This window comes from Stutzerimonas stutzeri, from assembly GCF_024448695.1.
In the GTDB taxonomy this organism is placed as follows: domain Bacteria; phylum Pseudomonadota; class Gammaproteobacteria; order Pseudomonadales; family Pseudomonadaceae; genus Stutzerimonas; species Stutzerimonas stutzeri_T.
In genome coordinates this window covers 1-21,203 of the sequence record NZ_JAMOHY010000010.1, presented here as the reverse complement: position 1 = coordinate 21,203, position 21,203 = coordinate 1, and the positions used below count along the sequence as shown (strand labels likewise).

At 56.0% G+C, this 21,203-nt stretch carries 24 protein-coding genes; 9 read left to right on the top strand and 15 right to left on the bottom strand.

Features of this window, described 5'->3' with window-relative positions; translation table 11 throughout:
- Positions 1-15: 15 nt before the first annotated feature.
- Positions 16-819: an OmpA family protein gene (locus NAV32_RS09905; protein WP_256052629.1), complete on the bottom strand. Its 804-nt coding sequence runs from the start codon at positions 817-819 to the stop codon at positions 16-18.
- Between the two features lie 41 nt (positions 820-860).
- A complete protein-coding gene (locus tag NAV32_RS09900) occupies positions 861-1,247 on the bottom strand; it encodes a DUF4398 domain-containing protein (RefSeq protein WP_256052628.1) in 387 nt (128 codons plus the stop codon).
- A 267-nt stretch (positions 1,248-1,514) separates the two neighbouring features.
- Between NAV32_RS09900 and ppc the strand changes: the two genes are divergently transcribed.
- The 9 genes from ppc to NAV32_RS09855 all read left to right on the top strand — a co-directional run bounded on the left by ppc (position 1,515) and on the right by NAV32_RS09855 (position 9,862).
- On the top strand, positions 1,515-4,151 hold the full coding sequence (gene ppc, locus NAV32_RS09895) for a phosphoenolpyruvate carboxylase (RefSeq protein WP_256052627.1): 2,637 nt from the start codon (positions 1,515-1,517) through the stop codon (positions 4,149-4,151).
- 267 nt (positions 4,152-4,418) lie between these two features.
- The gene (adk, locus tag NAV32_RS09890) at positions 4,419-5,066 is read left to right on the top strand and encodes an adenylate kinase (protein WP_256052626.1); all 648 of its coding nucleotides are present in this window, start codon (positions 4,419-4,421) and stop codon (positions 5,064-5,066) included.
- A 126-nt stretch (positions 5,067-5,192) separates the two neighbouring features.
- Positions 5,193-5,870, top strand: a complete 678-nt coding sequence (tsaB, locus tag NAV32_RS09885) for a tRNA (adenosine(37)-N6)-threonylcarbamoyltransferase complex dimerization subunit type 1 TsaB (RefSeq protein WP_256052625.1) — start codon at positions 5,193-5,195, stop codon at positions 5,868-5,870.
- A 77-nt stretch (positions 5,871-5,947) separates the two neighbouring features.
- A complete protein-coding gene (locus NAV32_RS09880; RefSeq protein ID WP_256052624.1) occupies positions 5,948-6,307 on the top strand; it encodes a hypothetical protein in 360 nt (119 codons plus the stop codon).
- Positions 6,308-6,364: 57 nt separating this feature from the next.
- Positions 6,365-7,057, top strand: a complete 693-nt coding sequence (locus tag NAV32_RS09875; RefSeq protein WP_256052623.1) for an extensin family protein — start codon at positions 6,365-6,367, stop codon at positions 7,055-7,057.
- A 91-nt stretch (positions 7,058-7,148) separates the two neighbouring features.
- Positions 7,149-7,931, top strand: coding sequence for a class I SAM-dependent methyltransferase (locus tag NAV32_RS09870; protein ID WP_256052622.1), 783 nt, complete (start codon positions 7,149-7,151; stop codon positions 7,929-7,931).
- A gap of 155 nt (positions 7,932-8,086) precedes the next feature.
- A complete protein-coding gene (locus tag NAV32_RS09865; protein WP_256052621.1) occupies positions 8,087-8,503 on the top strand; it encodes an HPF/RaiA family ribosome-associated protein in 417 nt (138 codons plus the stop codon).
- A gap of 187 nt (positions 8,504-8,690) precedes the next feature.
- Positions 8,691-8,951 (top strand): DUF2789 domain-containing protein, encoded by a 261-nt coding sequence (locus NAV32_RS09860; RefSeq protein WP_256052620.1) that lies wholly within the window; start codon positions 8,691-8,693, stop codon positions 8,949-8,951.
- Positions 8,952-9,046: 95 nt separating this feature from the next.
- Positions 9,047-9,862, top strand: coding sequence for an inositol monophosphatase family protein (locus NAV32_RS09855; RefSeq protein WP_256052619.1), 816 nt, complete (start codon positions 9,047-9,049; stop codon positions 9,860-9,862).
- A 24-nt stretch (positions 9,863-9,886) separates the two neighbouring features.
- Here the strand turns inward: NAV32_RS09855 and NAV32_RS09850 are convergent, their stop codons facing one another.
- The 13 genes from NAV32_RS09850 to NAV32_RS09790 form a co-directional block, all read right to left on the bottom strand.
- The gene (locus tag NAV32_RS09850; protein WP_256052618.1) at positions 9,887-10,351 is read right to left on the bottom strand and encodes a DUF3597 domain-containing protein; all 465 of its coding nucleotides are present in this window, start codon (positions 10,349-10,351) and stop codon (positions 9,887-9,889) included.
- A 236-nt stretch (positions 10,352-10,587) separates the two neighbouring features.
- The gene (locus NAV32_RS09845) at positions 10,588-10,959 is read right to left on the bottom strand and encodes an STAS/SEC14 domain-containing protein (RefSeq protein WP_256052617.1); all 372 of its coding nucleotides are present in this window, start codon (positions 10,957-10,959) and stop codon (positions 10,588-10,590) included.
- 197 nt (positions 10,960-11,156) lie between these two features.
- The gene (locus NAV32_RS09840) at positions 11,157-11,438 is read right to left on the bottom strand and encodes a peptidylprolyl isomerase (RefSeq protein WP_256052616.1); all 282 of its coding nucleotides are present in this window, start codon (positions 11,436-11,438) and stop codon (positions 11,157-11,159) included.
- Between the two features lie 69 nt (positions 11,439-11,507).
- Positions 11,508-13,028: a glycerol-3-phosphate dehydrogenase gene (gene glpD / locus NAV32_RS09835; RefSeq protein ID WP_256052615.1), complete on the bottom strand. Its 1,521-nt coding sequence runs from the start codon at positions 13,026-13,028 to the stop codon at positions 11,508-11,510.
- A 126-nt stretch (positions 13,029-13,154) separates the two neighbouring features.
- The gene (gene glpK / locus NAV32_RS09830; protein WP_256052614.1) at positions 13,155-14,657 is read right to left on the bottom strand and encodes a glycerol kinase GlpK; all 1,503 of its coding nucleotides are present in this window, start codon (positions 14,655-14,657) and stop codon (positions 13,155-13,157) included.
- An 89-nt stretch (positions 14,658-14,746) separates the two neighbouring features.
- Positions 14,747-15,163 (bottom strand): DUF1810 domain-containing protein, encoded by a 417-nt coding sequence (locus NAV32_RS09825; RefSeq protein ID WP_256052613.1) that lies wholly within the window; start codon positions 15,161-15,163, stop codon positions 14,747-14,749.
- Between the two features lie 63 nt (positions 15,164-15,226).
- On the bottom strand, positions 15,227-15,790 hold the full coding sequence (locus tag NAV32_RS09820; protein WP_256052612.1) for a hypothetical protein: 564 nt from the start codon (positions 15,788-15,790) through the stop codon (positions 15,227-15,229).
- Positions 15,791-16,004: 214 nt separating this feature from the next.
- The gene (locus tag NAV32_RS09815) at positions 16,005-16,418 is read right to left on the bottom strand and encodes a hypothetical protein (protein WP_256052611.1); all 414 of its coding nucleotides are present in this window, start codon (positions 16,416-16,418) and stop codon (positions 16,005-16,007) included.
- A gap of 60 nt (positions 16,419-16,478) precedes the next feature.
- A complete protein-coding gene (locus NAV32_RS09810) occupies positions 16,479-17,531 on the bottom strand; it encodes a DUF6414 family protein (RefSeq protein ID WP_256052610.1) in 1,053 nt (350 codons plus the stop codon).
- 105 nt (positions 17,532-17,636) lie between these two features.
- Positions 17,637-18,302: an EcsC family protein gene (locus NAV32_RS09805; protein ID WP_256052609.1), complete on the bottom strand. Its 666-nt coding sequence runs from the start codon at positions 18,300-18,302 to the stop codon at positions 17,637-17,639.
- Between the two features lie 115 nt (positions 18,303-18,417).
- Positions 18,418-18,828 carry a hypothetical protein gene (locus NAV32_RS09800; protein WP_256052608.1) on the bottom strand — a complete coding sequence of 137 codons (411 nt, stop codon included), beginning with the start codon at positions 18,826-18,828 and terminating at the stop codon, positions 18,418-18,420.
- A gap of 63 nt (positions 18,829-18,891) precedes the next feature.
- On the bottom strand, positions 18,892-20,463 hold the full coding sequence (locus NAV32_RS09795) for a GmrSD restriction endonuclease domain-containing protein (RefSeq protein WP_256052607.1): 1,572 nt from the start codon (positions 20,461-20,463) through the stop codon (positions 18,892-18,894).
- Positions 20,464-20,785: 322 nt separating this feature from the next.
- On the bottom strand, positions 20,786-21,203 hold a 418-nt coding region (locus tag NAV32_RS09790), incomplete at its 5' end, for an SUV3 C-terminal domain-containing protein (protein WP_272890234.1).

The window sequence follows — 21,203 nt, the reverse complement described above, 5'->3', positions numbered from 1 at the left end:
GGGCTTCAGTAGCAATCAGCGCATGGATGAACGCGGTGCGACTCGCTGATCGTCGTTGGAAATCGTGACTTCCACACGACGGTTCATGGCGCGACCGGAGGTTGTATCGTTGCTCGCAACCGGGTATTGCTTGCCGTAGCCGACCACCTGAATACGCTGCATATCGACACCGGCACGGGTCAGGGCGCGACGCACGGATTCGGCACGGCGCTCGGACAACCGTTGGTTGTAGGCATCTGTTCCGGTGCTGTCGGTATACCCTTCAACGACCACCTTGCGCTCCGGATTCTCATTGAGAAAGTCGGCCAGCTTCTGAATGTCACGCATGCCGGCGGGTTTCAGATCGGATTTGTCCAGGTCGAATAGAACGTCACCGAAGGTCACCAGTGTTCCACGTTCAGTCTGTTTGGCCTGGAGGTCCTGTTGCAGGCGACGGATCTCATCCTGCTGACGCTGAAGCTGTGCTTCACGTGATTCCAGGCGAGCTTCAGCGCGCTGGGCCGAAGCCTTTCCGATCTCGTGTTCAGCGGTGCGCAGGGCAATGGTTTGTTCGGCGAGTTCGATACGACGCTGGGTCAGATAAGCCAGCTGGTCGACCTTTTCCTTGCTCGCATCATCCAGATAGGCCTTGTTGGCTTTCTCCAGCATCCGGGCGGCATCTTCGGTTTCCAGCGCTGCAAGCTGGCTGGCGCGAGCATCGCCCTGCAGCTGAGCGAACTGGCCGCGAGCCTGTTCGAGGTTCTGGTTGGGTTGTGATGAGCATGCTGCCAGGCCGATGGTCATGGCCAGCACAGTGGGCAGTGTCAGTAATTTATTCATGAAAAATCATCCTTTGTTGCAGGCTTGATGGGCGAAGGGGGTTACTGAACAACGCTGCGCATGCTTTCTTCGCGCAGTTCCTCAATGCCCTGTTTGGCATCTTCAACGGCCTTCTGCGCCTTGGCTGCCTGAGCCTTGCGCTCGGCCACCCGGGCGTCCCACTCGGCCTGCTCAGCCAGTATGCGAGCTTCTTCGTAGTTCTCCTGCTGCATGGCCATCTCGGCCTGCTTCCATTTTTCCTGTGCCGTACGCATTTCCACCGCCGCATACTGGGTGCCGCCAGCACTGACCGCGCTGCGCACAGCGGACTCGGTCACGGCAAACTGCTCGGTGGGTGGATTGCCGGCGCAGCCGGCCAGCAACAGCCCTCCCAATGCAACGGCTGCCAGTTTGGGCAGCTGGAATCGTTCGAAAGTGCTTGTTTTCATGGCCATTCTCCAGTGAACGTTTTCCTGAGGGTTAACGAAGTTTTGCAGTCCCTGTCCCGCTCTCTGTATGGGGCAAGATGGGTAGGGTCATGTTTTTGTGAGGCCTCAGAGGCGTAATCGTTCCGGTAAATGGCCAAAGGAGTGGTGGAACCTTGTCATTGGCCGGTGTGGTGGGCACTCTGTTTGAACAATTTTTCAGTGCGCCGCTCAGCGTCCTTTGCAGGGCGGTAGCCGGTGATCAATGTTGCGGCTGGTAGGGAAGGGTCCATGGCGAAAATCGATGCGCGCCTGCGCGAGAATGTTCATCTGCTCGGCGAGTTGCTGGGCGACACCATTCGCGCGCAGCACGGCAATGCTTTCTTCGAGAAGATCGAGCGAATCCGCAAAGGGGCCAAAGCTGCACGACGCGGTTCGGCTGAGGGTGCGAAGCAGCTGGAGGAAACCCTTGACGGGCTCACCGACGACGAGCTGTTGCCGATGACTCGCGCATTCAATCACTTCCTCAATCTGGCCAATATTGCCGAGCAGCATCATCGCGTGCGCCGTCGTCGCCCTGAGGAGTCTCCGCCTTTCGAGACAGGCGTGCTGGCAGGGCTGCTCGAACGACTCAAGTCAGAAGGCTTCGATCAGGCGTTTCTTGCCCGCGAAGTTGCCCAGCTGCAGATCGAACTGGTACTGACCGCGCACCCGACCGAGGTTTCGCGCCGCACCCTGATTCAGAAGTACGATGCCATCGCCGCTCAGCTCGCCGCACGCGACCATAGCGATCTCGGCGCCGATGAACTGGCCGGGATCGAGCTGCGCCTGCAGCGTCTGATTGCCGAGGCCTGGCACACCGAGGAAATTCGCCGGATCCGACCCACTCCGGTGGAAGAGGCCAAGTGGGGCTTCGCCGTTATCGAGAATTCACTCTGGCAGGCGCTGCCGAATGTACTGCGGCATACCGACACTGTGCTCGCCCGCAGCAGCGGCCTGCATCTACCGCTCGATGCTGCACCGATTCGCTTTGCCTCATGGATGGGCGGTGACCGCGACGGAAATCCCAATGTAACAGCGGCAGTGACGCGCGAGGTACTGCTGCTGGCGCGGGGGATGGCAGCGGATCTGTTCTTGCGCGACGTCGAGGGCCTTATTACAGCGCTGTCCATGCAGACCGCGAGTGCCGAGTTGTTGCAGCACAGCGGGGAATCGGCAGAACCCTACCGCGTGCTGCTCAAGGATTTGCGCGAGCGCCTGCAGGCTACGCGGGAATGGGCGAGTAGCGCACGCGAACAGGGCATTCCTGAACCTGCAACGGTGCTGCGGAATAACCGGGAACTGCGTCAGCCGCTGGAACTCTGCTACCGCTCGCTGCACGCCTGCGGCATGGGTGTGATCGCCGATGGCGCTTTGCTCGATACACTGCGCCGTGCGGCAGCCTTCGGGCTGTTTCTGGTGCGCCTCGACATCCGTCAGGATTCAGCCAGGCACAGCGTAGCCCTGACGGAAATCACCGACTACCTGGGCCTTGGCCAGTATGCACAGTGGGATGAAGGACAGCGTCTGGATTTCCTCCAGCGTGAACTGGACAGCCGTCGTCCCTTGCTGCCGCCGCATTTCCAGCCCTCAGCCGAGACTGCCGAAGTGCTGGCCACCTGTCGTGTAGCCGCCCAGGCTGCAGAGGAGTCGCTTGGCTCCTATGTCATTTCCATGGCCCGGCAGGCATCCGATGTACTGGCGGTGCAATTGCTGCTCAAGGAGTCAGGCCTGCAGCGTTCGATGCGCGTGGTGCCACTGTTCGAGACGCTCGATGATCTGAACAACGCTGGTCCGAGCATCGAACGGCTGTTGGGCTTACCCGGCTATCGAGAGCGCCTTAACGGTCCGCAGGAAGTGATGATCGGCTATTCCGATTCGGCCAAGGATGCCGGCACCACCGCGGCGGCCTGGGCGCAGTATCGTGCCCAGGAAAGCCTGGTTGAAATCTGCCGCGCCCATGAGGTTGAACTGCTGCTGTTTCACGGTCGCGGTGGCACCGTCGGGCGTGGTGGCGGCCCGGCCCATGCGGCGATTCTTTCGCAACCGCCCGGATCGGTAGCAGGGCGTTTCCGCACCACCGAGCAGGGTGAAATGATCCGCTTCAAGTTCGGTCTGCCGGACATCGCCGAGCAGAATCTCAACCTTTATCTGGCCGCGGTACTGGAAGCCACCCTGTTGCCACCGCCGATGCCCGAACCCGACTGGCGTGAACTGATGGAGCAACTGGCCGGGGAGGGCGTCGAGGCCTACCGTGGTGTGGTGCGCGATCACCCAGGGTTTGTCGAGTATTTCCGCCAGGCCACACCCGAGCAGGAGCTTGGTCGCCTGCCGCTGGGCAGTCGACCCTCAAAGCGTCGGGAAGGGGGTGTCGAGAGTCTGCGAGCGATTCCCTGGATCTTCGCCTGGACCCAGACCCGTCTGATGCTGCCTGCCTGGCTCGGCTGGGAGCGCGCACTGCAGGTCGCGCTGGAGCGTGGCGAAGGCGACCGTCTGAGAACCATGCGCCAGCGCTGGCCGTTCTTCAGTACGCGCATCGATATGCTGGAAATGGTGCTGGCCAAGACCGATGCGGAGATCGCCAGGCGCTATGACGAACGCCTGGTCGCTGAGCCGCTGCAATCCCTGGGTGACGACTTGCGTGACCGATTGTCGCAGGCGGTAGATGCCGTGCTTGGGCTGACCGAGCAGTCCGAATTACTTGCGCACAGCCCCGAGACGCTTGAGGCGTTCAGTTTGCGCAACACCTATCTCGACCCCCTGCACCTGATGCAGATCGAGTTGCTGGCCCGCTCGCGACAGCAGGAAACCCCTGCAGACAGCCCGCTGGAACAGGCTCTGCTGGTCAGTGTCGCAGGGATCGCCGCCGGCTTGCGCAATACCGGCTAGGCAATTCTGCCGTGGACGGCAGCAGGTGGATTCGCTTGCTGCACGCGCCGCGGCATACCTTCGGTGGCGTCGCCCAATGGTCCTGTCGATTGGCCGACATGCCATTGCGTGAAGCGGCGCACGCTGCTTGTCTGGTTTTCATGCGCTGTGTATCGTGTTCCACCTTTTGTCGCATGGCGGCAAACCAGATTCTTTGATCGTCAGAATTGGGATTGCAGGCAATCAATCCTGGCGGTATTCCCTTTGCAAAAAATTGAGGACTCATCCATGCGCGTGATTCTGCTGGGAGCACCGGGTGCCGGAAAAGGCACACAGGCAGCCTTCATTACCGAGAAGTTCGGCATCCCGCAAATTTCCACCGGTGACATGTTGCGTGCGGCAGTCAGGGCTGGCAGCCCGTTGGGCCTGAAGGTCAAGGACGTGATGGCCAACGGTGGCCTGGTCTCCGATGAAATCATCATTGACCTGATCAAGGAACGCATCACCCAGTCCGATTGCGCCAATGGGTTCCTCTTCGACGGCTTCCCACGCACCATTCCCCAGGCAGAAGCACTGAAAGTCGCCGGCGTGACCATTGATCACGTGGTAGAAATCGCAGTGGAAGACGAAGAAATCGTCAAGCGCATAGCGGGTCGCCGTTTCCACCAGGCTTCCGGTCGCACCTACCACGTCGAGTACAATCCGCCGAAAGTGGCCGGCAAGGACAACGAGACCGGTGACGAACTGGTTCAGCGTGAAGACGACAAGGAAGAAACCGTGCGTCATCGCCTGTCTATTTATCACTCGCAGACCAAGCCTCTGGTGGATTTCTACCAGAAGCTGTCCGCTGCCGAAGGTACCCCGAAATACAGCCTGGTTGCAGGTGTCGGCTCGGTGGACGAAATCACTGCCAAGGTGTTCGCCGCCCTGAGTTGATCGGCTTCCGGCTGCAAACTACGGCCCGCTTGCGGGTCGTAGTCGTTTATATAACTCGGTAATTCCCGAACCCGGGCATTGTGGACGGGCTTATAATGCTCGCCCGTTTTTTCACCGGACAATGCAATGACCACCTTGCTGGCCCTCGATACAGCCACTGAAGCCTGTTCTGTTGCGCTGATGCATGAAGGCCGTGTGCTGAGCCATTACGAGGTGATTCCACGGCTGCACGCACAACGGCTGTTGCCAATGATCCAGACGCTGCTGGCCGAGGCCGGTATCGCCCTGACAGCCGTGGATGCGCTGGCCTTCGGTCGTGGTCCGGGCGCCTTTACCGGTGTGCGGATTGCAGTTGGTGTGGTGCAGGGGCTGGCCTTTGCGCTCGAACGTCCCGTTCTGCCGGTTTCGACCCTGGCGACCATCGCGCAGCGTGCGCATCGCGAACATGGAGCCGAGCAAGTGGCCGTGGCCATCGATGCACGGATGGACGAAGTCTACTGGGGCTGCTATCGCCTGCAGCAGGGTGAAATGCGCCTGGCTGGCTTTGAGGCGGTGCTGCCACCGGAGCAGGCAAGCTTGCCGCGTGACGGCACCGGGCGATGGTTTGGCGCCGGCACCGGCTGGAACTATGGTGAACGTCTTGCCGTCAAACCGGCAGCCCTTGATGCCACACTGCTGCCCCATGCCGAAGACCTGTTGTTGCTTGCCAGCCATGCCTGGCAGCGAGGAGAGGCGGTGGTGGCCGATCAGGCCCAGCCGGTCTATCTGCGTGACAATGTCGCCACGCCCAAGGCCGCCCCTTGATCGACGGCATTGCCAAGCAAGAGACAGCCCGCTAGAGTCTGCGCACTTGAACAGGTGCGCACTTGATAAGGTAAATAATGCGCCTCAACGGTCTCGCCCCCTCTGTTTATCCTCTTGACCGCGCCGCCCAGTTTGGCGGCGCGCCAGTACCTCATCGCGAAAGCGAAAGGACGGCGGAGCAGGCGTTCGAGTTCGCGGTTGTTCAGGCCGATGCGGCCAGCTCTACCTATGAGCACCTGGCTCGCCCCCAGCCTGGACAGGTAGTCGAGCAGACCTCGATAGTACCCGGCGACTTCATGCCTGCTCGTTTCGAGGCAATGATGGAGCGGCCACTGAGCAGCCGCGCCGCGCAAGCATTGCAAAGCTACGGGACCACTGCCAGCTTTACCATCGATCTGGATGCCCATGAGGTGCTGGGGCTGGATCTCTACGCCTGATCGACTGAAAGTCTCGATTCAGTGCAACCTTGGCGTGCCCATGCTGCCTTAACCTGCATGACTTTCAGCCGCTTTCTTCTCCTGCTGCTGGCTGCGCTGGCGGTATTCGTCTATGCGGTCTGGCGCGGTCATCTCGACATTCCGGCAAAGTGGAATCCCTGGGCGCCTCTGGATATTCGTGAGGCACCGACCCTGCTTACGTCCTTCAAGCTGAAGCGCCTGCAACAGGATCGTCTGCTTTGCGAGCAGGCATTGAAGACCTCTGATCTCGACTATGTGTCCGTGCCCGACAGTACGCCGCAAGCGGGTTGTCCGGTGGAGAATGCTGTAAGGGTCTCTCGCTCTGCGGTCAGCTTTAACGGTGCCTTTCTCGCAACCTGCCCACTTGCGGCGGCCTATGCGCTGTTTGAGCGCCATGGGCTGCAGCCGGCGGCGCAGCAGACGTTTGGTCAGCCTGTGGTGCGTATCGATCATTTTGGCAGTTTTGCCTGCCGTAATATTGCCCGCAGCAACAGGCGCAGCCAGCATGCCTCGGCCAATGCGCTGGACCTGGCCGGCTTTCACCTGCAGGACGGCACCCGTATCACCGTCGCGCGCGACTGGGCAGGCGATGACGACAAGGCGCGCTTTCTGCGCAAGGTCAAAGCAGCGGCCTGCGATGCCTTCCGGGTGACCCTGAGCCCCGAATACAACGCCGCGCATCATGATCACTTTCATGTGGACATGGGTGGTTTCGGTATGTGTCGTTAAGCAGCTGTTGAAAAACGTAGTCGCGGCAGTTTTTTAACAGCCTGTTGAGCCGGCTCTGGCAAAATGCCCAGTTTTCGGTCGCGGGTTCCCTATGTCTGCTTCATTTCCATTGATACGCGTTGAGGCGTTGACGCCGGCATTCGATGAACAGGCCCGAAACTGGGCGCTGCGCCTTGATCTGCCCTTGCAGGCGGATGAAGCCTACTTCGCGCTGCAGTTGGGGGCGAACGGCCTGCAACTGCAGCAGCTCGGTGACCAGGCACCTGGACCGGTCCGGGTGGATTTTGTTGAAGGTGGTGCGGCCCACAGACGCCAGTTTGGTGGCGGCAGCGGACAGATGATCGCCAAGGCGGTGGGCATTCAGCCAGGCATTCGCCCCCGCGTGCTGGATGCTACGGCGGGGCTGGGACGCGATGCCTTCGTGCTGGCAACCCTGGGCTGCGAAATGAGCCTTTGCGAGCGACAGCCGCTGATTGCTGCGCTGTTGGAGGACGGTCTGGCGCGTGGCCGGCAGGACCCGGAGGTCGCGTTCATCGTAGCCCGCATGCAGTTGCAGCAGGGCGATGCCATTGAGCTGATGCGCCAGTGGCAGGGCGAGCCACCACAGGTCATTTATCTGGACCCGATGTTTCCGCACCGGGAAAAGAGCGCGCTGGTGAAAAAGGAAATGCGCCTGTTCCGGCCTTTTGTAGGTGACGATCCGGATGCGGCTTCCTTGCTGACCGAGGCGCTGGCGCTGGCCAGTCACCGAGTGGTGGTGAAGCGACCGCGCAAGGCGCCGGCCATCGAGGGCGTCAAACCGGGCTATAGCCTGGAAGGCAAATCCAGCCGCTACGACATTTACCCCAAAAAGAAGCTGCAGCCGGACGGCTGACAAGGAGCCGTTCTCTTGACTGCGAGCAAGTTGCGCTGTGCTGACGATCTTTGTTTCTGTATTGCCCTTGCTTAATACGGTCAACAGTGGCATTTCTAGGTCAGGCCGTTCGAGGCTGAGCGGTGGTTACCTAGAGCGTTTAGAAGGAAGAGCGTATGCAGATCCAAGTTCACAGCGATAACCACATCGAGGGAAGCGCCCGCCTTGCCGAGTGGGTCAGTGCCAATGTTGCCGACAAGCTGGATCGGTTCGACGACGAAGTCACTCGGGTAGTGGTCCATCTGAACGACGAAAACGGGGTCAAGGCTGGCGCGCAGGACAAGCGTTGCCAGATTGAGGCGCGACCCAAGGGGCTGCAACCCATCTCGGTTACACACAAGGCCGAATCCCTGGAGATGGCGGTTGATGGCGCCATCGGCAAACTGAACAATGCGCTGCAACATCAATTCGGCAAGCTGCGCAGCAAGCGTTCGGCACCGGTGCCGCTTGAAGGCGAGACCCTTGAGGTCGAAGGTCGGGATGCACTACTGGAGGAAGATTTTCTTGCCGATGAGCAATTGCGCTCATCCTGACAGCTGTTGTTGAAACCTGACGCCAGCCGGCGCGCTGGCTGAAATCCCCTCGCAACAGACAGGCATCGCCTGGCGATGCCTGTTCCTCGCAATAGCCTGTCATCGTCTCGATTCGCTTACGGTTGAACTGTACGCGGCGTGCTCCCTCTACAGAATGAATCGTCCCGATAGTTCTGGAGCTTGCACCATGGAATTACCCCACAAAGACCTTGGCACCTTGTTTGAGCAACTCGGTCTGCCCGCCGACCCAGCCAGTATTGATGAATTTATAGCCACTCACCGACCGCTACCCAATCACATGAAGGTTTCCGAAGCGCCGTTCTGGAGTGAAGCTCAGGGCTCTTTTCTCAAGGAGCAACTGCTGGATGACGCTGAATGGGCGCCTGTGGTGGATGAGCTGAACGTGCGCCTGCATGAAGAGATCAGTGACGACACCTCACGGGGCTGAGTCCGTTCAGGCTGGCGCTCCGGAGCCCTGCTGTCGTCTGACTGTTAGAATCCGCACTTCTGCGCCCTGCAGCGCGACGCTTCACAAGGGAAATCATGAACTCCGTACCACCGATCCTCGATATCGAGGCGCGTTACAGCTGTGCCAGGCATCTCGCGCTGGAAGCGGCGCGCCTGGGAATGAGCTATTACCGCCAGCGCAATGATTTGCTGGTCGAGCACAAGGGTGATGATCTGCAGGATGTCGTCAGCATCGCCGACAGACAGATAGAAGACTTCATTCGTGCACGGCTAACCGAACATTTTCCGGAAGATGGCTTTCTCGGGGAGGAGAGCGGCAGCTCCGCTCTTTCCGCCCGTTGTGTGTGGGTTATCGACCCCATTGATGGTACGGCCTGCTTCGTCAATGGCCTGCATAACTGGTGTGTGTCCATCGGGCTGTTGATTGACGGCAAGCCCCATCTGGGGGCCATTGCCGATCCCAATCATGACGAGCTCTTCCATGGTTGTCTGGGACAGGGGGCATTCGTCAACGACATGCCATTGCGGGTCAGCGCAGCTACGCATGTGGCGCAGGGTCTGACGGGTACCGGCACCTTTCATCCTCGCGGCAAGGAACATTTCATTCCTTTTCTGGAAAAGCTGCTGGCCGAAGGTGGAATGTTTTTCCGCAATGGCTCTGGTGCTCTGATGACGGCTTACGTCGCGGCAGGGCGCCTGCTCGGTTACTACGAAACCGAGCTCAAAAGCTGGGATTGTCTGGCTGGCCTGGTTCTGATCAAGGAGGCAGGCGGACAGGTGAATGACTTTTTCCGCAACGACGGGTTGTTGCGAGGCAATCCGTACTTGGTGGCCTGTCCGGGTGTTTACGAACAGCTGGCCGGCATGATCGGTCCGTCGCTGGACGATTGACCGGCGCAGCGGTTCGCCAAGGCGTCAGCCACGAAGCTCCGGCGGTACGTTGCCACCGTGCTCGGCCAGCTTGTGCATCACGGCGCGATGCAGCCAGATATTCATCTGCGCAGAGTCTGCCATCTGCTCGGCTGGGCATCCCAGTTCGGTAACCAGCTCCTTGCGTGCCGGCAGGCTGCTGTCCAGGCCGAGCAGCTTGAGCAGATCGACGATGGAGGTGCGCCAGTTCAGCTGTTCAGAATGACCTGCGGCCATGCCGTCGAGCTTCGCCGGCACATCCACTGCAGTGACAGGCGCGGCTGAAGAAGCGGCGGATGGGGTCGCAGTGGATGGCGCGCTGGTGGCGTTGTTGACTGTATTTGGTCGTTCGGAGTCGACGATCGAATCGGTGGGGTGCTGATCAATGCCCGAATTCGGAGCGGAAGACTTGTGCGCCTCGTTGCTCACACCCAGGCCCAGTTTGTCCTTTATCTTGCTGAACAGGCTCATCGAAGGTTCCTCGCATGATTCAGTGTGCTCAAACGGGGAAAGCAAAGCGTTGCGGCCCCGTTCGAGGATGCCCGTGTCAGAAAATCAGCATGAACAGGCCGATGACCACCAACAGGCCGATTAGAAAAATGATGCCGATAGTGCTGCCCAGAAACTTCAGCATGAGGAGGACTCCTGTTGCAGTGGGTTCACTATTTCCGACTGAGATCGCCTCTGTTCGTTCCAAAAGCTGCGAGTTACTCCGCCCCTTCCAGCCAGTTATGCGCTTCGGTGAGCTGATGTGTATCGAATGCCTTGACCGCCAGGCCCGGTATCAAAGCACCTTCGAGCATGCTGGCCTTGCGTACCCATTCACGTGCGCAGACCACCGCGCAGCGGTCGAAACGGCGGATAAAGCGAAACACCTCGGGAATGCGTGACAGTTCGACGGCTACCGCGCCCAGCGTCGGCAGATCGAAATCGCCAATTCGGTAGAGCATCTGCCCATGTTCGATACCTTCGGATTTCTTCATCAGCTCGTCGAGGGCGAAGCGCATTTCGCTGCTGTCGAGCTTGCCGGAAAAGTCCACGTCGATGCGTGTGCTGCCGATACGGGTTACATGGAACATGAGGGTTTCCTCCGATGCTGCCGTGGTTCGTCCTGTTGAGGATAGCCTGTGCAATGCGTTCAGGTTGGTTGGCTGGCAGAGAGGTCGGAGGGGAGGGGAAGCATTGGGGAAAACGTTTCGTGGCTCAAGCCACTCCCACAGTAAGGCCGAGGCATGCTCAACCCGTGGGAGTGACTTCAGTCGCGAAAGACCGGTGATCAGTCCTGGCGGCTAGTGACTTCCAGCAGGTGGTAGCCGAACTGGGTCTTGACCGGGCCCTGCACGACGTTGATCGGCGCGCTGAATACCACGGTGTCGAATTCCCTGACCATCTGGCCGGGACCGAACGAGCCCAGGTCGCCGCCCTGACGGCCAGACGGGCAGGTGGAGTTGTCTTTGGCAACCTGAGCGAAATCGGCGCCGCCTTCGATAGCAGCTTTCAGTTCGTTGCACTTGGCTTCGGTGGGAACCAGGATGTGGCGGGCAGTGGCTCTGGCCATGGGGGTGATACTCCGTCTTGAGAAGACGCTGAGCCTACCGTAATCAGATGCGATCCGAAACGCGATTGGTCAGGCAGCGTGCTCCTTTACCTTCGTCGTCGAGAGGTAATGTTGCACTCGGGCGGCTTGCTCGGGCGTGAAGGCCAGGCCGAGCTTGGTGCGGCGCCAGAGGATGTCGTCCAGGCGGGTTGCCCACTCCTGCTGGCGAAGGTAATCCACTTCCTGCGCGTAGAGGTCCTGGCCAAACTGCTCGCCCAGCTCGGACACGCAGCAAGCCTCACCCAGCATGTGCCACGCGCGGCTGCCGTAGAGGCTGGCCCAGCGTTGCGCCAGGTTCAGGTCGATGCCCTTTACCTTCGCGACCAGCGCTTCGGCCAGTGCGCTGGTGGTGCTCATGTTCTCAGCCCCCGGAAGCGGGGCAGCTTTCGTCCAGGCCCCCGCCATGTTCGGGAAGTAGGGTGCGAGCTGCGCCATCGCCGATTCCGCCAGCTTGCGGTAGGTGGTGAGCTTGCCACCGAATACCGACAGCAGCGGCGCCTGTTTCGCTTCAGCGGTCAGTGACAGCGTGTAGTCGCGGGTAATGACTGAGGGATTATCGGATTCGTCATCACACAGCGGTCGCACGCCGGCAAACGTATGCAGGATGTCCTGCGGGGCCAGCTGTCTGCGAAAGTGTGAGTTGCTCACGCCCAGCAGGTAGACGATCTCCTCGTCGCTGATGTGTACCTGCGCCGGATCGCCGTGGTACTCGCGATCAGTGGTGCCGATCATCGTGTAGCGCCCCAGATACGGAATGGCGAAGACAATGCGCCGATCCTCGTTCTGCATGATATAGGCCTGCTCGCCCTCGTACAGACGCGGCACGATGATGTGACTGCCCTGGATCAAGCGGATGCTGTACGGCGAGTGTTGTTTCAGGCTGTCGCCAATGAACTGCGCTACCCAGGGCCCGGCAGCATTGACCAGTGCCCTGGCGCGTAACGAGAAACAACGCCCGTCTTCTCGCTGCAGCTCGACATGCCAGATTTCGCCGACTCGCCTGGCGCTCAGGCATTGCGTGCGGGTATGGATATGGGCGCCTTTTTCGCGTGCAGCCATGGCGTTGAGCACCACCAGCCGCGCATCGTCCACCCAGCAGTCGGAATATTCGAAACCGCGCGTGATGCCCGGTTTCAGAGGGCTCTCGTCGCCGAAGCGCAGGCCGCGCGAGGCGCTCAGTTTCTTGCGCTCGCCGAGGTTGTCGTAGAGAAACAGGCCGGCGCGGATCATCCACGCCGGTCGCAAGTGTGGCTGGTGGGGGAGTATGAAATGCATCGGCTTGACCAGGTGCGGCGCCTTGGCCAGCAGGACTTCACGCTCGGCCAGCGCTTCGCGGACCAGACGGAACTCGAAGTGCTCGAGATAGCGCAGCCCGCCGTGAATCAGCTTGCTGCTGGCTGATGAGGTGTGACTGGCGAGGTCGTCGCGCTCGCAGAGAAATACCCTCAGGCCACGCCCCGCTGCATCGGCGGCGATGCCCACGCCGTTGATACCGCCGCCGATGACGGCGATGTCGTAGAGTTCGGAAACGTGGCGGGCGTCGTCGGGCAAGATGCTCTCCTCAAGCACGGATATTCATTTCGGATGTGAGCATCCTAACGCAGGACGATGCTGTTCCTGTGACGCAATGGGTTCGATTGGCCCGGCAGAGAACGCACGCTGCAGCGGTCGGTATGCTCAGTCTTCAGCCCAGTCACGGGTCCGCTCGACGGCTTTCTTCCAACCCTTGTAGAGCGCTTTGCGCCGTGGCTCGTCGCAAGCAGGCTCGAAGATGCGCTCTACGGTAGCCTGGCTGCGCAGCTCGTCCAGGCTGCTCCAGAAGCCGGTCGCCAGTCCCGCCAGATAAGCGGCGCCGAGGGCCGTGGTTTCTTTCATCGCGGGGCGCTCGACCGGCGTACCGAGCAGGTCGGCCTGGAACTGCATGAGGAAGTTGTTGGCCACCGCACCGCCATCCACCCGCAGTGAGCGCAAGGGCTCGCCGGCATCCTTTTGCATGGCGTCGAGCACATCACGGGTCTGGTAGGCGATGGACTCCAGCGCAGCGCGAATGATGTGGTCTATCTTCACGCCGCGCGTCAGGCCGAATAACGCGCCACGGGCACGCGGGTCCCAATAGGGCGCGCCGAGCCCTGTGAAGGCTGGCACCAGGTAGACGCCGTTGCTGTCCTTGACCTTGGTGGCGAAGTATTCGGAATCCAGCGAATCATTGATCACCTTCAGCTCGTCGCGTAGCCATTGCACGGTGGAGCCGCCATTGAAAATTGCACCTTCCAGCGCATAGTTGACCTCGCCGTGCGGGCCGCAGGCGAGGGTGGTGAGCAGGCCATGTTTGGATTGCACCGCCCTGGTGCCGGTGTTCATCAGCAGAAAACAGCCGGTGCCATAGGTGTTCTTGGCCTGCCCCGGCTCGACGCACATCTGGCCGAACAGCGCGGCCTGCTGGTCGCCAGCGATCCCGGCGATAGGGATGCCGGTGCTCTGGCCGGACCCCAGATAGGCATGGCCGTATATCTCGGACGAAGAGCGCACCTCGGGCAACATCTGCCGCGGGATATCCAGCGCCTCCAGCATCACCGGGTCCCAGTCCAGCTTGTGAATGTCGTAGAGCAGGGTTCGCGAGGCGTTGGTGTAATCGGTGACGTGGGCCTTGCCTTGGGTCATCTTCCAGACCAGCCAGCAATCAACGGTGCCGAACAGCAGTTCGCCCCGGCGCGCGCGTTCACGGCTGCCTTCGACGTGATCGAGAATCCATTTGAGCTTGGTGCCCGAGAAATAGGGATCGATGACCAGGCCCGTTGTCTTGCGGATATGGCCGAGCATGCCGTCGCGTTCGAGTTGCTCGCAGATCGCTGTGCTCTGGCGGCTCTGCCAGACGATGGCGTTGTAGATCGGTCGACCGCTGGCCTTGTCCCAGACGATGGTGGTTTCGCGCTGATTGGTAATACCGATGGCGGCCACCTGATCGTTGCTGATACCGGCCTGTGCCAGCGCCTCGACGAACACGGCGCTCTGAGTGGCCCAGATTTCCATGGGATCGTGCTCGACCCAGCCTGGCTGCGGATAGATCTGAGTGAATTCACGCTGGGCGGTGCTGACCACATTGGCGTTGCGATCCAGCACGATGGCACGGGAGCTGGTGGTGCCCTGGTCGAGGGCGACGATAAAAGGCTTGTTGGTCATGCTGACAATTCCTTCGTGCTATTCCGACAATAGACACTCGGTAGTCGATACCGTAACCGGCTTTGCCGCTGGAAAGCATGAAAACAATGTCAGCCCGGCAGCCTTTTCAGGGTTTCCGGATCTGCCTCGCCGTTGTAGAAGGTATCCAATATCTGCTGGAACAGCGCATTCTCAGGGGCAGCGGCGGCAAACAGCGTCATGCTCGAACGCAGCTTGAGATCGTCAGGCGAGCCGAGTATCTGCCGCGCCGTGCGGCCACTGTGCTGCAGCAGCGCCTGGGCACATTCACCCAGCCGCTGACCCAAAAGTGGATGCTGTAGATAGGCGACAGCCTCATCAAGGTCGGCGATGGCGTAGCGCTCCGCCATTGCACTGCGGCCAAGCCCTGCGATCTGCGGAAAGATAAACCACATCCAGTGACTCTGCTTGTATCCGGCGCGTAGCTCCGCCAGCGCGATTTCATAGGGGGAATACTGGGCATCGACGAAGCGCTGCAGATCATCCACATACCGACTCAGCGCCCAGGTCGCTTTATCGATGCTGAACTGCTTTAAAGTAAACCACTCAGCTTATAGGGTTTCAGCAACCTCATCTAAGAGCTCTACTATTTCACTGGCTTGTGCTGGCTGGTGCTGCTCAAGTTTATATGGCGTATAGCCTTCCTCACTATAGTACATATTGGAATAACGTGCTCCAGAGACCTCCGGCAGCAAGTCCCTAAATTTACCCCAATTCAAAACATGGATGTAATGGAAGTCATCTCTTAACTGCACATTTAGTCCCGAAGAGTTGCCTGCAGGCCAATGGGAGTAAATCAATAGGCGTTCGACATGTGCTATTTGTTGTGACCATTGAGTGTCGGCAGGGGTGTCGCCATAACCATGAAGCCTGCCGACGTATACGGTGAGCTTGTCTTGGTTTGTATAATGCCAGTGATGCTGTGAAAGGCGAGCGCCAAATGTCTGAATATCAGCTTTCCCAATATAAATAAGAACATCGGAGCCGTAGACTGGATGAGAGCCGTATATTTGATAAATGCCGTAATCATGCGCGCCATCGCGTAACTTACATGCATCATCGTAAGAGAATGGTCCCTCCCATTGAACGTGAATGTGCTCTGTAGTTTTTCCCATATAGAAGACCTAGAGTATGGTTAAGGTTCAGGCTTTAGTCGGCCCCGAGTGAGCGAAGCGAGCGATTTGAACCGCTTGGGCTAGGAGCTTAAGGCGGCAATGAGTTTAGATAGAACAAACGGGCTTTCTGGCTTTTCGATAAATGTTAGTGATTTCTTGGAATATTAGTTATGTTGTGACTTTGTGTGGGTGCCTATGGCTTCTAATTTTGATATTATTCAACTACCATAATAGGTTGTGTTTCTGTAGAGGTTAAGTCTAATGTGTCTGTCGTTAGTTCAAAGCTGCTTTCGCTGCCAATCCGTGAAACTCCAACATTTCCTTTTATCCTGACGCCTTCTTTCCATATTATTGAGGCTTTTTCTTTTTCTTTTTCTTCGTCGAGCGATTTTTTAATTTCTGCCAAGACTTCGCTTGTTGCACCAGAATATATAGTCTTGTCTTTCATGGTGACCATTATTTTTGAGAAGGCCCTTTGCTCGGCTATTTCACCTATCTTCTTAAACCCCCTCCCATCAAAATTGACTGTTGCATAGGTCATCTCTTTTTGTTTAAAGGCGCCAAGCCCATACAAGGCTGTGCCGGAAGTAATTAAAGCGATAACTGCGTTTGATATTTTTTGCTTCATGCTTGAATTCCTCGCTTTTAATGTGTAATGCGGTGCTTAAGTTTCGCCCTAACGCCGCATTCAGCGGCTTGTCCGCTGTAATGCTTTGTTAGGCGCAGCTTGGCGATAAACCAAGACTGGGTGAACTAATACTCTTGGGTAGCGACAAGTTCTTACCATAGCCTCTATACCATCAAAACCTCGAAACATGCCACGAAATGCACTTTCGACACTCTCATGATCCGCCAGCTCATCCTTATCAAACTCAGCCAAAGGGACAAAGGAATCATCTTCCTCTGTCGGCACTGATGTTATTATCCCAAGCATAGTGAATTCTTCTGTTGGAAATGAGCCATAGGTAAAGTGAAATGCTGTAGGATCTGAAATAGTGAAATTCTTCGCATCTAAGTGACCAAAAATATGCTCATCAATCTCTCCCCTTGAAGGGTAGACTCGAATGTTTGTTATTTTTGGCAAAAAAGCATCGATCCACGTTTTCATTCCATCAAGTATCCACTGCGGAACCATCTCAACAGCTATGGAGCTTGCAACAAGACCATCTAGACCAGCTCTTAACTCTTTTGCTTTTTGCTTTGCGGCAGCTTTTTTATTCCGGTCACCAGATGCACTTTCCAGCTCTTTTATCTGATTTTCAATTAGTAGATATTCAGGGTTGTTTTTTAGCGAGTCCACATGACTGCGATTAATCAGCTTTACAATATCAGGGAAATCATGCCCGATCTTCTTCATCCGTTCGTAATCTTCAATTACAATTCGACCTGTGCATTTTATGCATAATGCACTTTTTAATGATGCTCTCAGGTTTGGATCTTTTAGGCTATTTAGCTCCGTCGAGTCGTCGAGATTGAACAGATAGCCAGAGGCAAGAAGTTCAGCCTCTAACTCTTGTAAAAGCGCGTGATGCGGCTTTATTGTCACCTTGCTCTGCTCGATGTCATGCGAAGTTCCGCCTGCATCATGCTTAAAAACTTTGAAGTCATAATTTCTTTTGTTATCAGTTGTAGCGCCTTTCTCTGATTGACTCTCTTTCAGTTCAACAACTCCTCCAGTAAGTTGGCTATATAATGAAATGGCTTTATCTAAATCGACGTAAATGTAGTCATACAAATTCATTTTATAAATCCTTGCCTGGGCTGAGACTCATCTGCCTAACGCCGCCATAAACGGCGCGAACTTGCGAGCGTCCGGCGACCGCAAGGAGCGAATTTAATGGCTTTGTTAGGCACTTTCTGAGAAGAAATCTTGAGCCTTTGAGCCGACATACCAAGTCAAACCTTTGTTTGCCGAAAACCCAACAACTACACCCACACCAAACGGAATTGCCTTTTCAAGTGCTTTACGCGTAAATGTAATGCCGAGCTTTTTAAATATTTCTTTAACAGCTTGTAAAGTAGGGCCCTTCAAGTACTGCTGGGCTAATTTAATGAAAGCTTTTGAGCCAACAGCCTTACCACCTTCCTTTCCAGCTTGGCTCATTGCACCAAGACCAGCAATGAGATAGCACAACCGCTTTTCTTCCTCAATTAGGATGTCATGGCCGTACACGGTCGCAAGCGCCATAGTCATTTCAATCTGAAACTTCATGCAGGCAACTGCATCTGTACTTGCCCCGCCAGTAATAGCAACAGCAGTTCCAATTCCTGGAATAACTCCTGTTAGAGCTGTTGTTCCGCCTGCAAATGCGGCGAAGTAGCTGTAGTTTGAAATTATTTTTTTTGACGCTAGCTTACGAATCTCATTTTCTTGCTTAGTGGGATTTGCTGTTCTAATTTTTTCAACCACTTGCAAAGATTCACGCTTAATATCATCTGGTTTGGCAAGTATAAGCTCTACTGCTTGTAAAAGTTTTGGTTTGTCATCTGGGGCTACTTCAGTCGTGCTCATTTTGTGCTCCGTTTATATGGATTGCCTAACGATTAGCTAAGGGGCGGGCTTTAGCCCGTCCCAGCGAACGAAGTGAGCGACTTGAGCGCATTGTTAGAGCTTTGTTCGGGCTTGGCTAAACCTTGGCATGCTCACGGCCTAAACCTTGTATGGCTTCAAATACGGAGCATTGGTGAGAGTTGTATGAGCCCTCAAGGTGCCTCCGTAAACCATCAGGAAATGCGAAGCCTTTACCCCCATATATAGTTTGCGCACTACCTCCGCAAAGAGGGCAGTAGGCGCGATCTGTAGAACTGGCGTACTCATCCATTTCTTTGGCGGGCTTAGATTGCGCTAAGAGAAGAATGTTTTCAATTGCACCCCTTTTCCATTGCCATACATCATCATGAGACTTGCAGGAGATGTAACCTTTCACGGCCTCTTGCACTGCTTCAGGCATTAACTGGAGGATCGTAGTTCGGGCCATATAAAGGTCACTCCGCAATTTGCGGCATTCATCTTCTAAAGAGACTGAGCGAGATTTCATGATTTCTCCATAAAGCTCTAACGTCGCGTTCACCGGCTTGTCCGGTGAAACGCCTTGTTCAATCTACAAATGACCGGCCTCAATAAGCTTCTGCCCGACATCTAGCAGCCGTCTTGCTCTAAGAGCAGTAAATTGTTCGAACGGCAGATCACCGCCTCCGGCATTCTCCGGAATTAAAGCAGCCTCAAAAATTTCTTCTTTATGAGCATTAGGTATGTCCTTGAAGTAGTCGGATGGATCTCTATCACTAATCGCATTGTTTTCTGATGCGGATAAAAAACAAATATTCGATATAACGTTTGCTTGGTGGAAGGAAATACCTATATTAGCAAGATGTGCTTTAGGGTAAATATGATGAAATTGTCTTGCGTTGTATGCCGATAACACTGTACCTAAATCAACCTCATTTCCAGTGAGAAATGATCGGGGTCGTAGCTGCGCCATTAGACACAGCGCCGCTTTGGCAGCTGTTGAATTTATTCTCCATGTACTATCAAATAGGTCATTTTTCACTGATGGGTAAGCGCCATCGAAAGGGCTCTCTCCTTCTGATACCCTTTTAATTTTATTTATATCTTCAAGAACAAGCCTGTTTGTTCCTGCTTTGTACCGTAAGGTTAAAGCGCACTGCCAAAACCACTTTCTAAGCTGTCTTAGTTGGTCTGCGCTAGGGCGCTTAATTAGCGCATAGAAATTTACTATTGGTATCAGCATTATTGGGAAAGGCAAAAAGATAATATTCTTTACTTTTAGCTGTCCCTCCAAAAAGTCTACTGCGGCCATCACCGCTACTTTTAGGCGTTGAACGCCATCCACTAGCGTAACTGGATCAACATCGACAAGTTCATTTGAGTCTATTGAGTTGCAAGTCAGAGAGGCCAGCATTCGCATCAATAGCGGCTGATCTATTTGCTCATAGCCTTTATCTGCTAACAATTCAAGTAAGCCAGAAATCTCACTGCGCAAGTCAAATTGGTCCGACCAAGTCCATGCAGTCAAGAGCTCAAGGTTGCTCAGCGGGGTTCCGGACGAATTTATTCTTTGAAAAATACTACATACTTCTTTGTTGCTTCTTTCCTTAATCGTTACGATAGGGAATTCGTAATCTTTAAATGACTCCGTTAATTTGGCTATTCTAGCTTTTTGTTCGTCATTAAACTTGGGGAGTTCTGCTAGAAGTCTTGTGGTGTCAAGAATGCTATGTAGGTGGATTTTTTCCTTTCCTCCCGACGCAAGATGGTGCGTAAAGCAGTCTTCGTCAGGAAGGTAGCAGATATTAAATCGATCAGCCAATTCAGCGTCTGCAGTATTTTTATCTGAATGGAAAACTCCGTAAAGCGTTGTCAATCTCTGCTGTCCATCAAGAATATAGTTTACCGGGTAGTCTTCCGGTGTTTCGGGTAAAGAAAAGCCCCCTACGTTTCGTTCGTGTTTCAACTCCTCTTTAGTAGACCACAACAATAATGATCCAACGGGATAGCCTCTGTATATTGAATCAAGCAAGCTTATAATTTGTTCATCGGCCCAAATATACTGCCGTTGGAAAACAGGGATTTTTATGTTTCCACGCTCCACATCTGAAAGCAATGAAGCTAGTCTTGGGCTAGACGGAGTTATCTTACTTGACGATGCCATAAATTTATTGTCCCTTTATTGATTGAGCTGTGAGCCTCAAGAGATTGAACAGTGATCAGACTGAGCTCTTCAGTAATGCGGTTAAACCGACTTCTATATAAGCACGGCATTTAACAGTCGCCACCTGCAAACCCGTCTTTTAAAATCAATGACCTACAAGGGTTGATGCTGGTTAGACCGAACGCTATCTAACCCCAGCAGGGCATACCCAGTAATGGCAGGACGCTACTATTTATCGCTCAGCATTGTCTATCCACAAAAAGGCCCGGCTTGATTTGCTCAGGCCGGGCCTTTTGTCGCAGGTGGCGCGATACGCCAATCCCTACTGGCGCTGGTTCCGAAAACAGCTCTGACAAAGCCGAAATTGCCGGCTAAGCACCGGCATCGCCTTGCCGCATTTCTGACAGTTGCTGGCTGCTCCCGATACGCGTCGGCGGTCAGAACTACGGGGTTTGCGTCGTCGCGACAGCTCGCGGGTGATGGCTTCGTTAAGCAGGCTGCGATGGCCTTCGGCCTGTTCGAGGGCAGGGAAGTGGGCGGGCAGGGTGCGGGCCAGGTGCAGGTAGGTTTCGATGATGTGCAGGGTGCTTTCCAGCGTGGCCAAGTCGGCTTCGATAATCAGGCGCGGCAGTTCGACTTGTTTGTTTTGGGCAACCTTTTTCAGCCACTGCTGGGCGTGGGTGGCGGCGGGGCTGTCGAGGCCGCCTCGAATCGGGGTGCAGGCGAAGATCCAGCGCAAT

What these genes read in the sequence shown, in the direction of transcription:
- NAV32_RS09860 (WP_256052620.1), top strand. Translation starts at nt 8,691, where the DNA reads ATGGAATTACCCCACAAAGACCTTGGCACCTTGTTTGAGCAACTCGGT.
- NAV32_RS09900 (WP_256052628.1), bottom strand. Translation starts at nt 1,247, where the DNA reads ATGAAAACAAGCACTTTCGAACGATTCCAGCTGCCCAAACTGGCAGCC.
- glpK (WP_256052614.1), bottom strand. Translation starts at nt 14,657, where the DNA reads ATGACCAACAAGCCTTTTATCGTCGCCCTCGACCAGGGCACCACCAGC.
- tsaB (WP_256052625.1), top strand. Translation starts at nt 5,193, where the DNA reads ATGACCACCTTGCTGGCCCTCGATACAGCCACTGAAGCCTGTTCTGTT.
- NAV32_RS09875 (WP_256052623.1), top strand. Translation starts at nt 6,365, where the DNA reads ATGACTTTCAGCCGCTTTCTTCTCCTGCTGCTGGCTGCGCTGGCGGTA.
- NAV32_RS09810 (WP_256052610.1), bottom strand. Translation starts at nt 17,531, where the DNA reads ATGAATTTGTATGACTACATTTACGTCGATTTAGATAAAGCCATTTCA.
- NAV32_RS09845 (WP_256052617.1), bottom strand. Translation starts at nt 10,959, where the DNA reads ATGTTCCATGTAACCCGTATCGGCAGCACACGCATCGACGTGGACTTT.
- NAV32_RS09800 (WP_256052608.1), bottom strand. Translation starts at nt 18,828, where the DNA reads ATGAAATCTCGCTCAGTCTCTTTAGAAGATGAATGCCGCAAATTGCGG.
- NAV32_RS09850 (WP_256052618.1), bottom strand. Translation starts at nt 10,351, where the DNA reads ATGAGCCTGTTCAGCAAGATAAAGGACAAACTGGGCCTGGGTGTGAGC.
- NAV32_RS09815 (WP_256052611.1), bottom strand. Translation starts at nt 16,418, where the DNA reads ATGAAGCAAAAAATATCAAACGCAGTTATCGCTTTAATTACTTCCGGC.
- NAV32_RS09795 (WP_256052607.1), bottom strand. Translation starts at nt 20,463, where the DNA reads ATGGCATCGTCAAGTAAGATAACTCCGTCTAGCCCAAGACTAGCTTCA.
- NAV32_RS09905 (WP_256052629.1), bottom strand. Translation starts at nt 819, where the DNA reads ATGAATAAATTACTGACACTGCCCACTGTGCTGGCCATGACCATCGGC.
- NAV32_RS09820 (WP_256052612.1), bottom strand. Translation starts at nt 15,790, where the DNA reads ATGGGAAAAACTACAGAGCACATTCACGTTCAATGGGAGGGACCATTC.
- ppc (WP_256052627.1), top strand. Translation starts at nt 1,515, where the DNA reads ATGGCGAAAATCGATGCGCGCCTGCGCGAGAATGTTCATCTGCTCGGC.
- adk (WP_256052626.1), top strand. Translation starts at nt 4,419, where the DNA reads ATGCGCGTGATTCTGCTGGGAGCACCGGGTGCCGGAAAAGGCACACAG.
- NAV32_RS09870 (WP_256052622.1), top strand. Translation starts at nt 7,149, where the DNA reads ATGTCTGCTTCATTTCCATTGATACGCGTTGAGGCGTTGACGCCGGCA.
- NAV32_RS09805 (WP_256052609.1), bottom strand. Translation starts at nt 18,302, where the DNA reads ATGAGCACGACTGAAGTAGCCCCAGATGACAAACCAAAACTTTTACAA.
- NAV32_RS09855 (WP_256052619.1), top strand. Translation starts at nt 9,047, where the DNA reads ATGAACTCCGTACCACCGATCCTCGATATCGAGGCGCGTTACAGCTGT.
- NAV32_RS09840 (WP_256052616.1), bottom strand. Translation starts at nt 11,438, where the DNA reads ATGGCCAGAGCCACTGCCCGCCACATCCTGGTTCCCACCGAAGCCAAG.
- NAV32_RS09865 (WP_256052621.1), top strand. Translation starts at nt 8,087, where the DNA reads ATGCAGATCCAAGTTCACAGCGATAACCACATCGAGGGAAGCGCCCGC.
- NAV32_RS09880 (WP_256052624.1), top strand. Translation starts at nt 5,948, where the DNA reads ATGCGCCTCAACGGTCTCGCCCCCTCTGTTTATCCTCTTGACCGCGCC.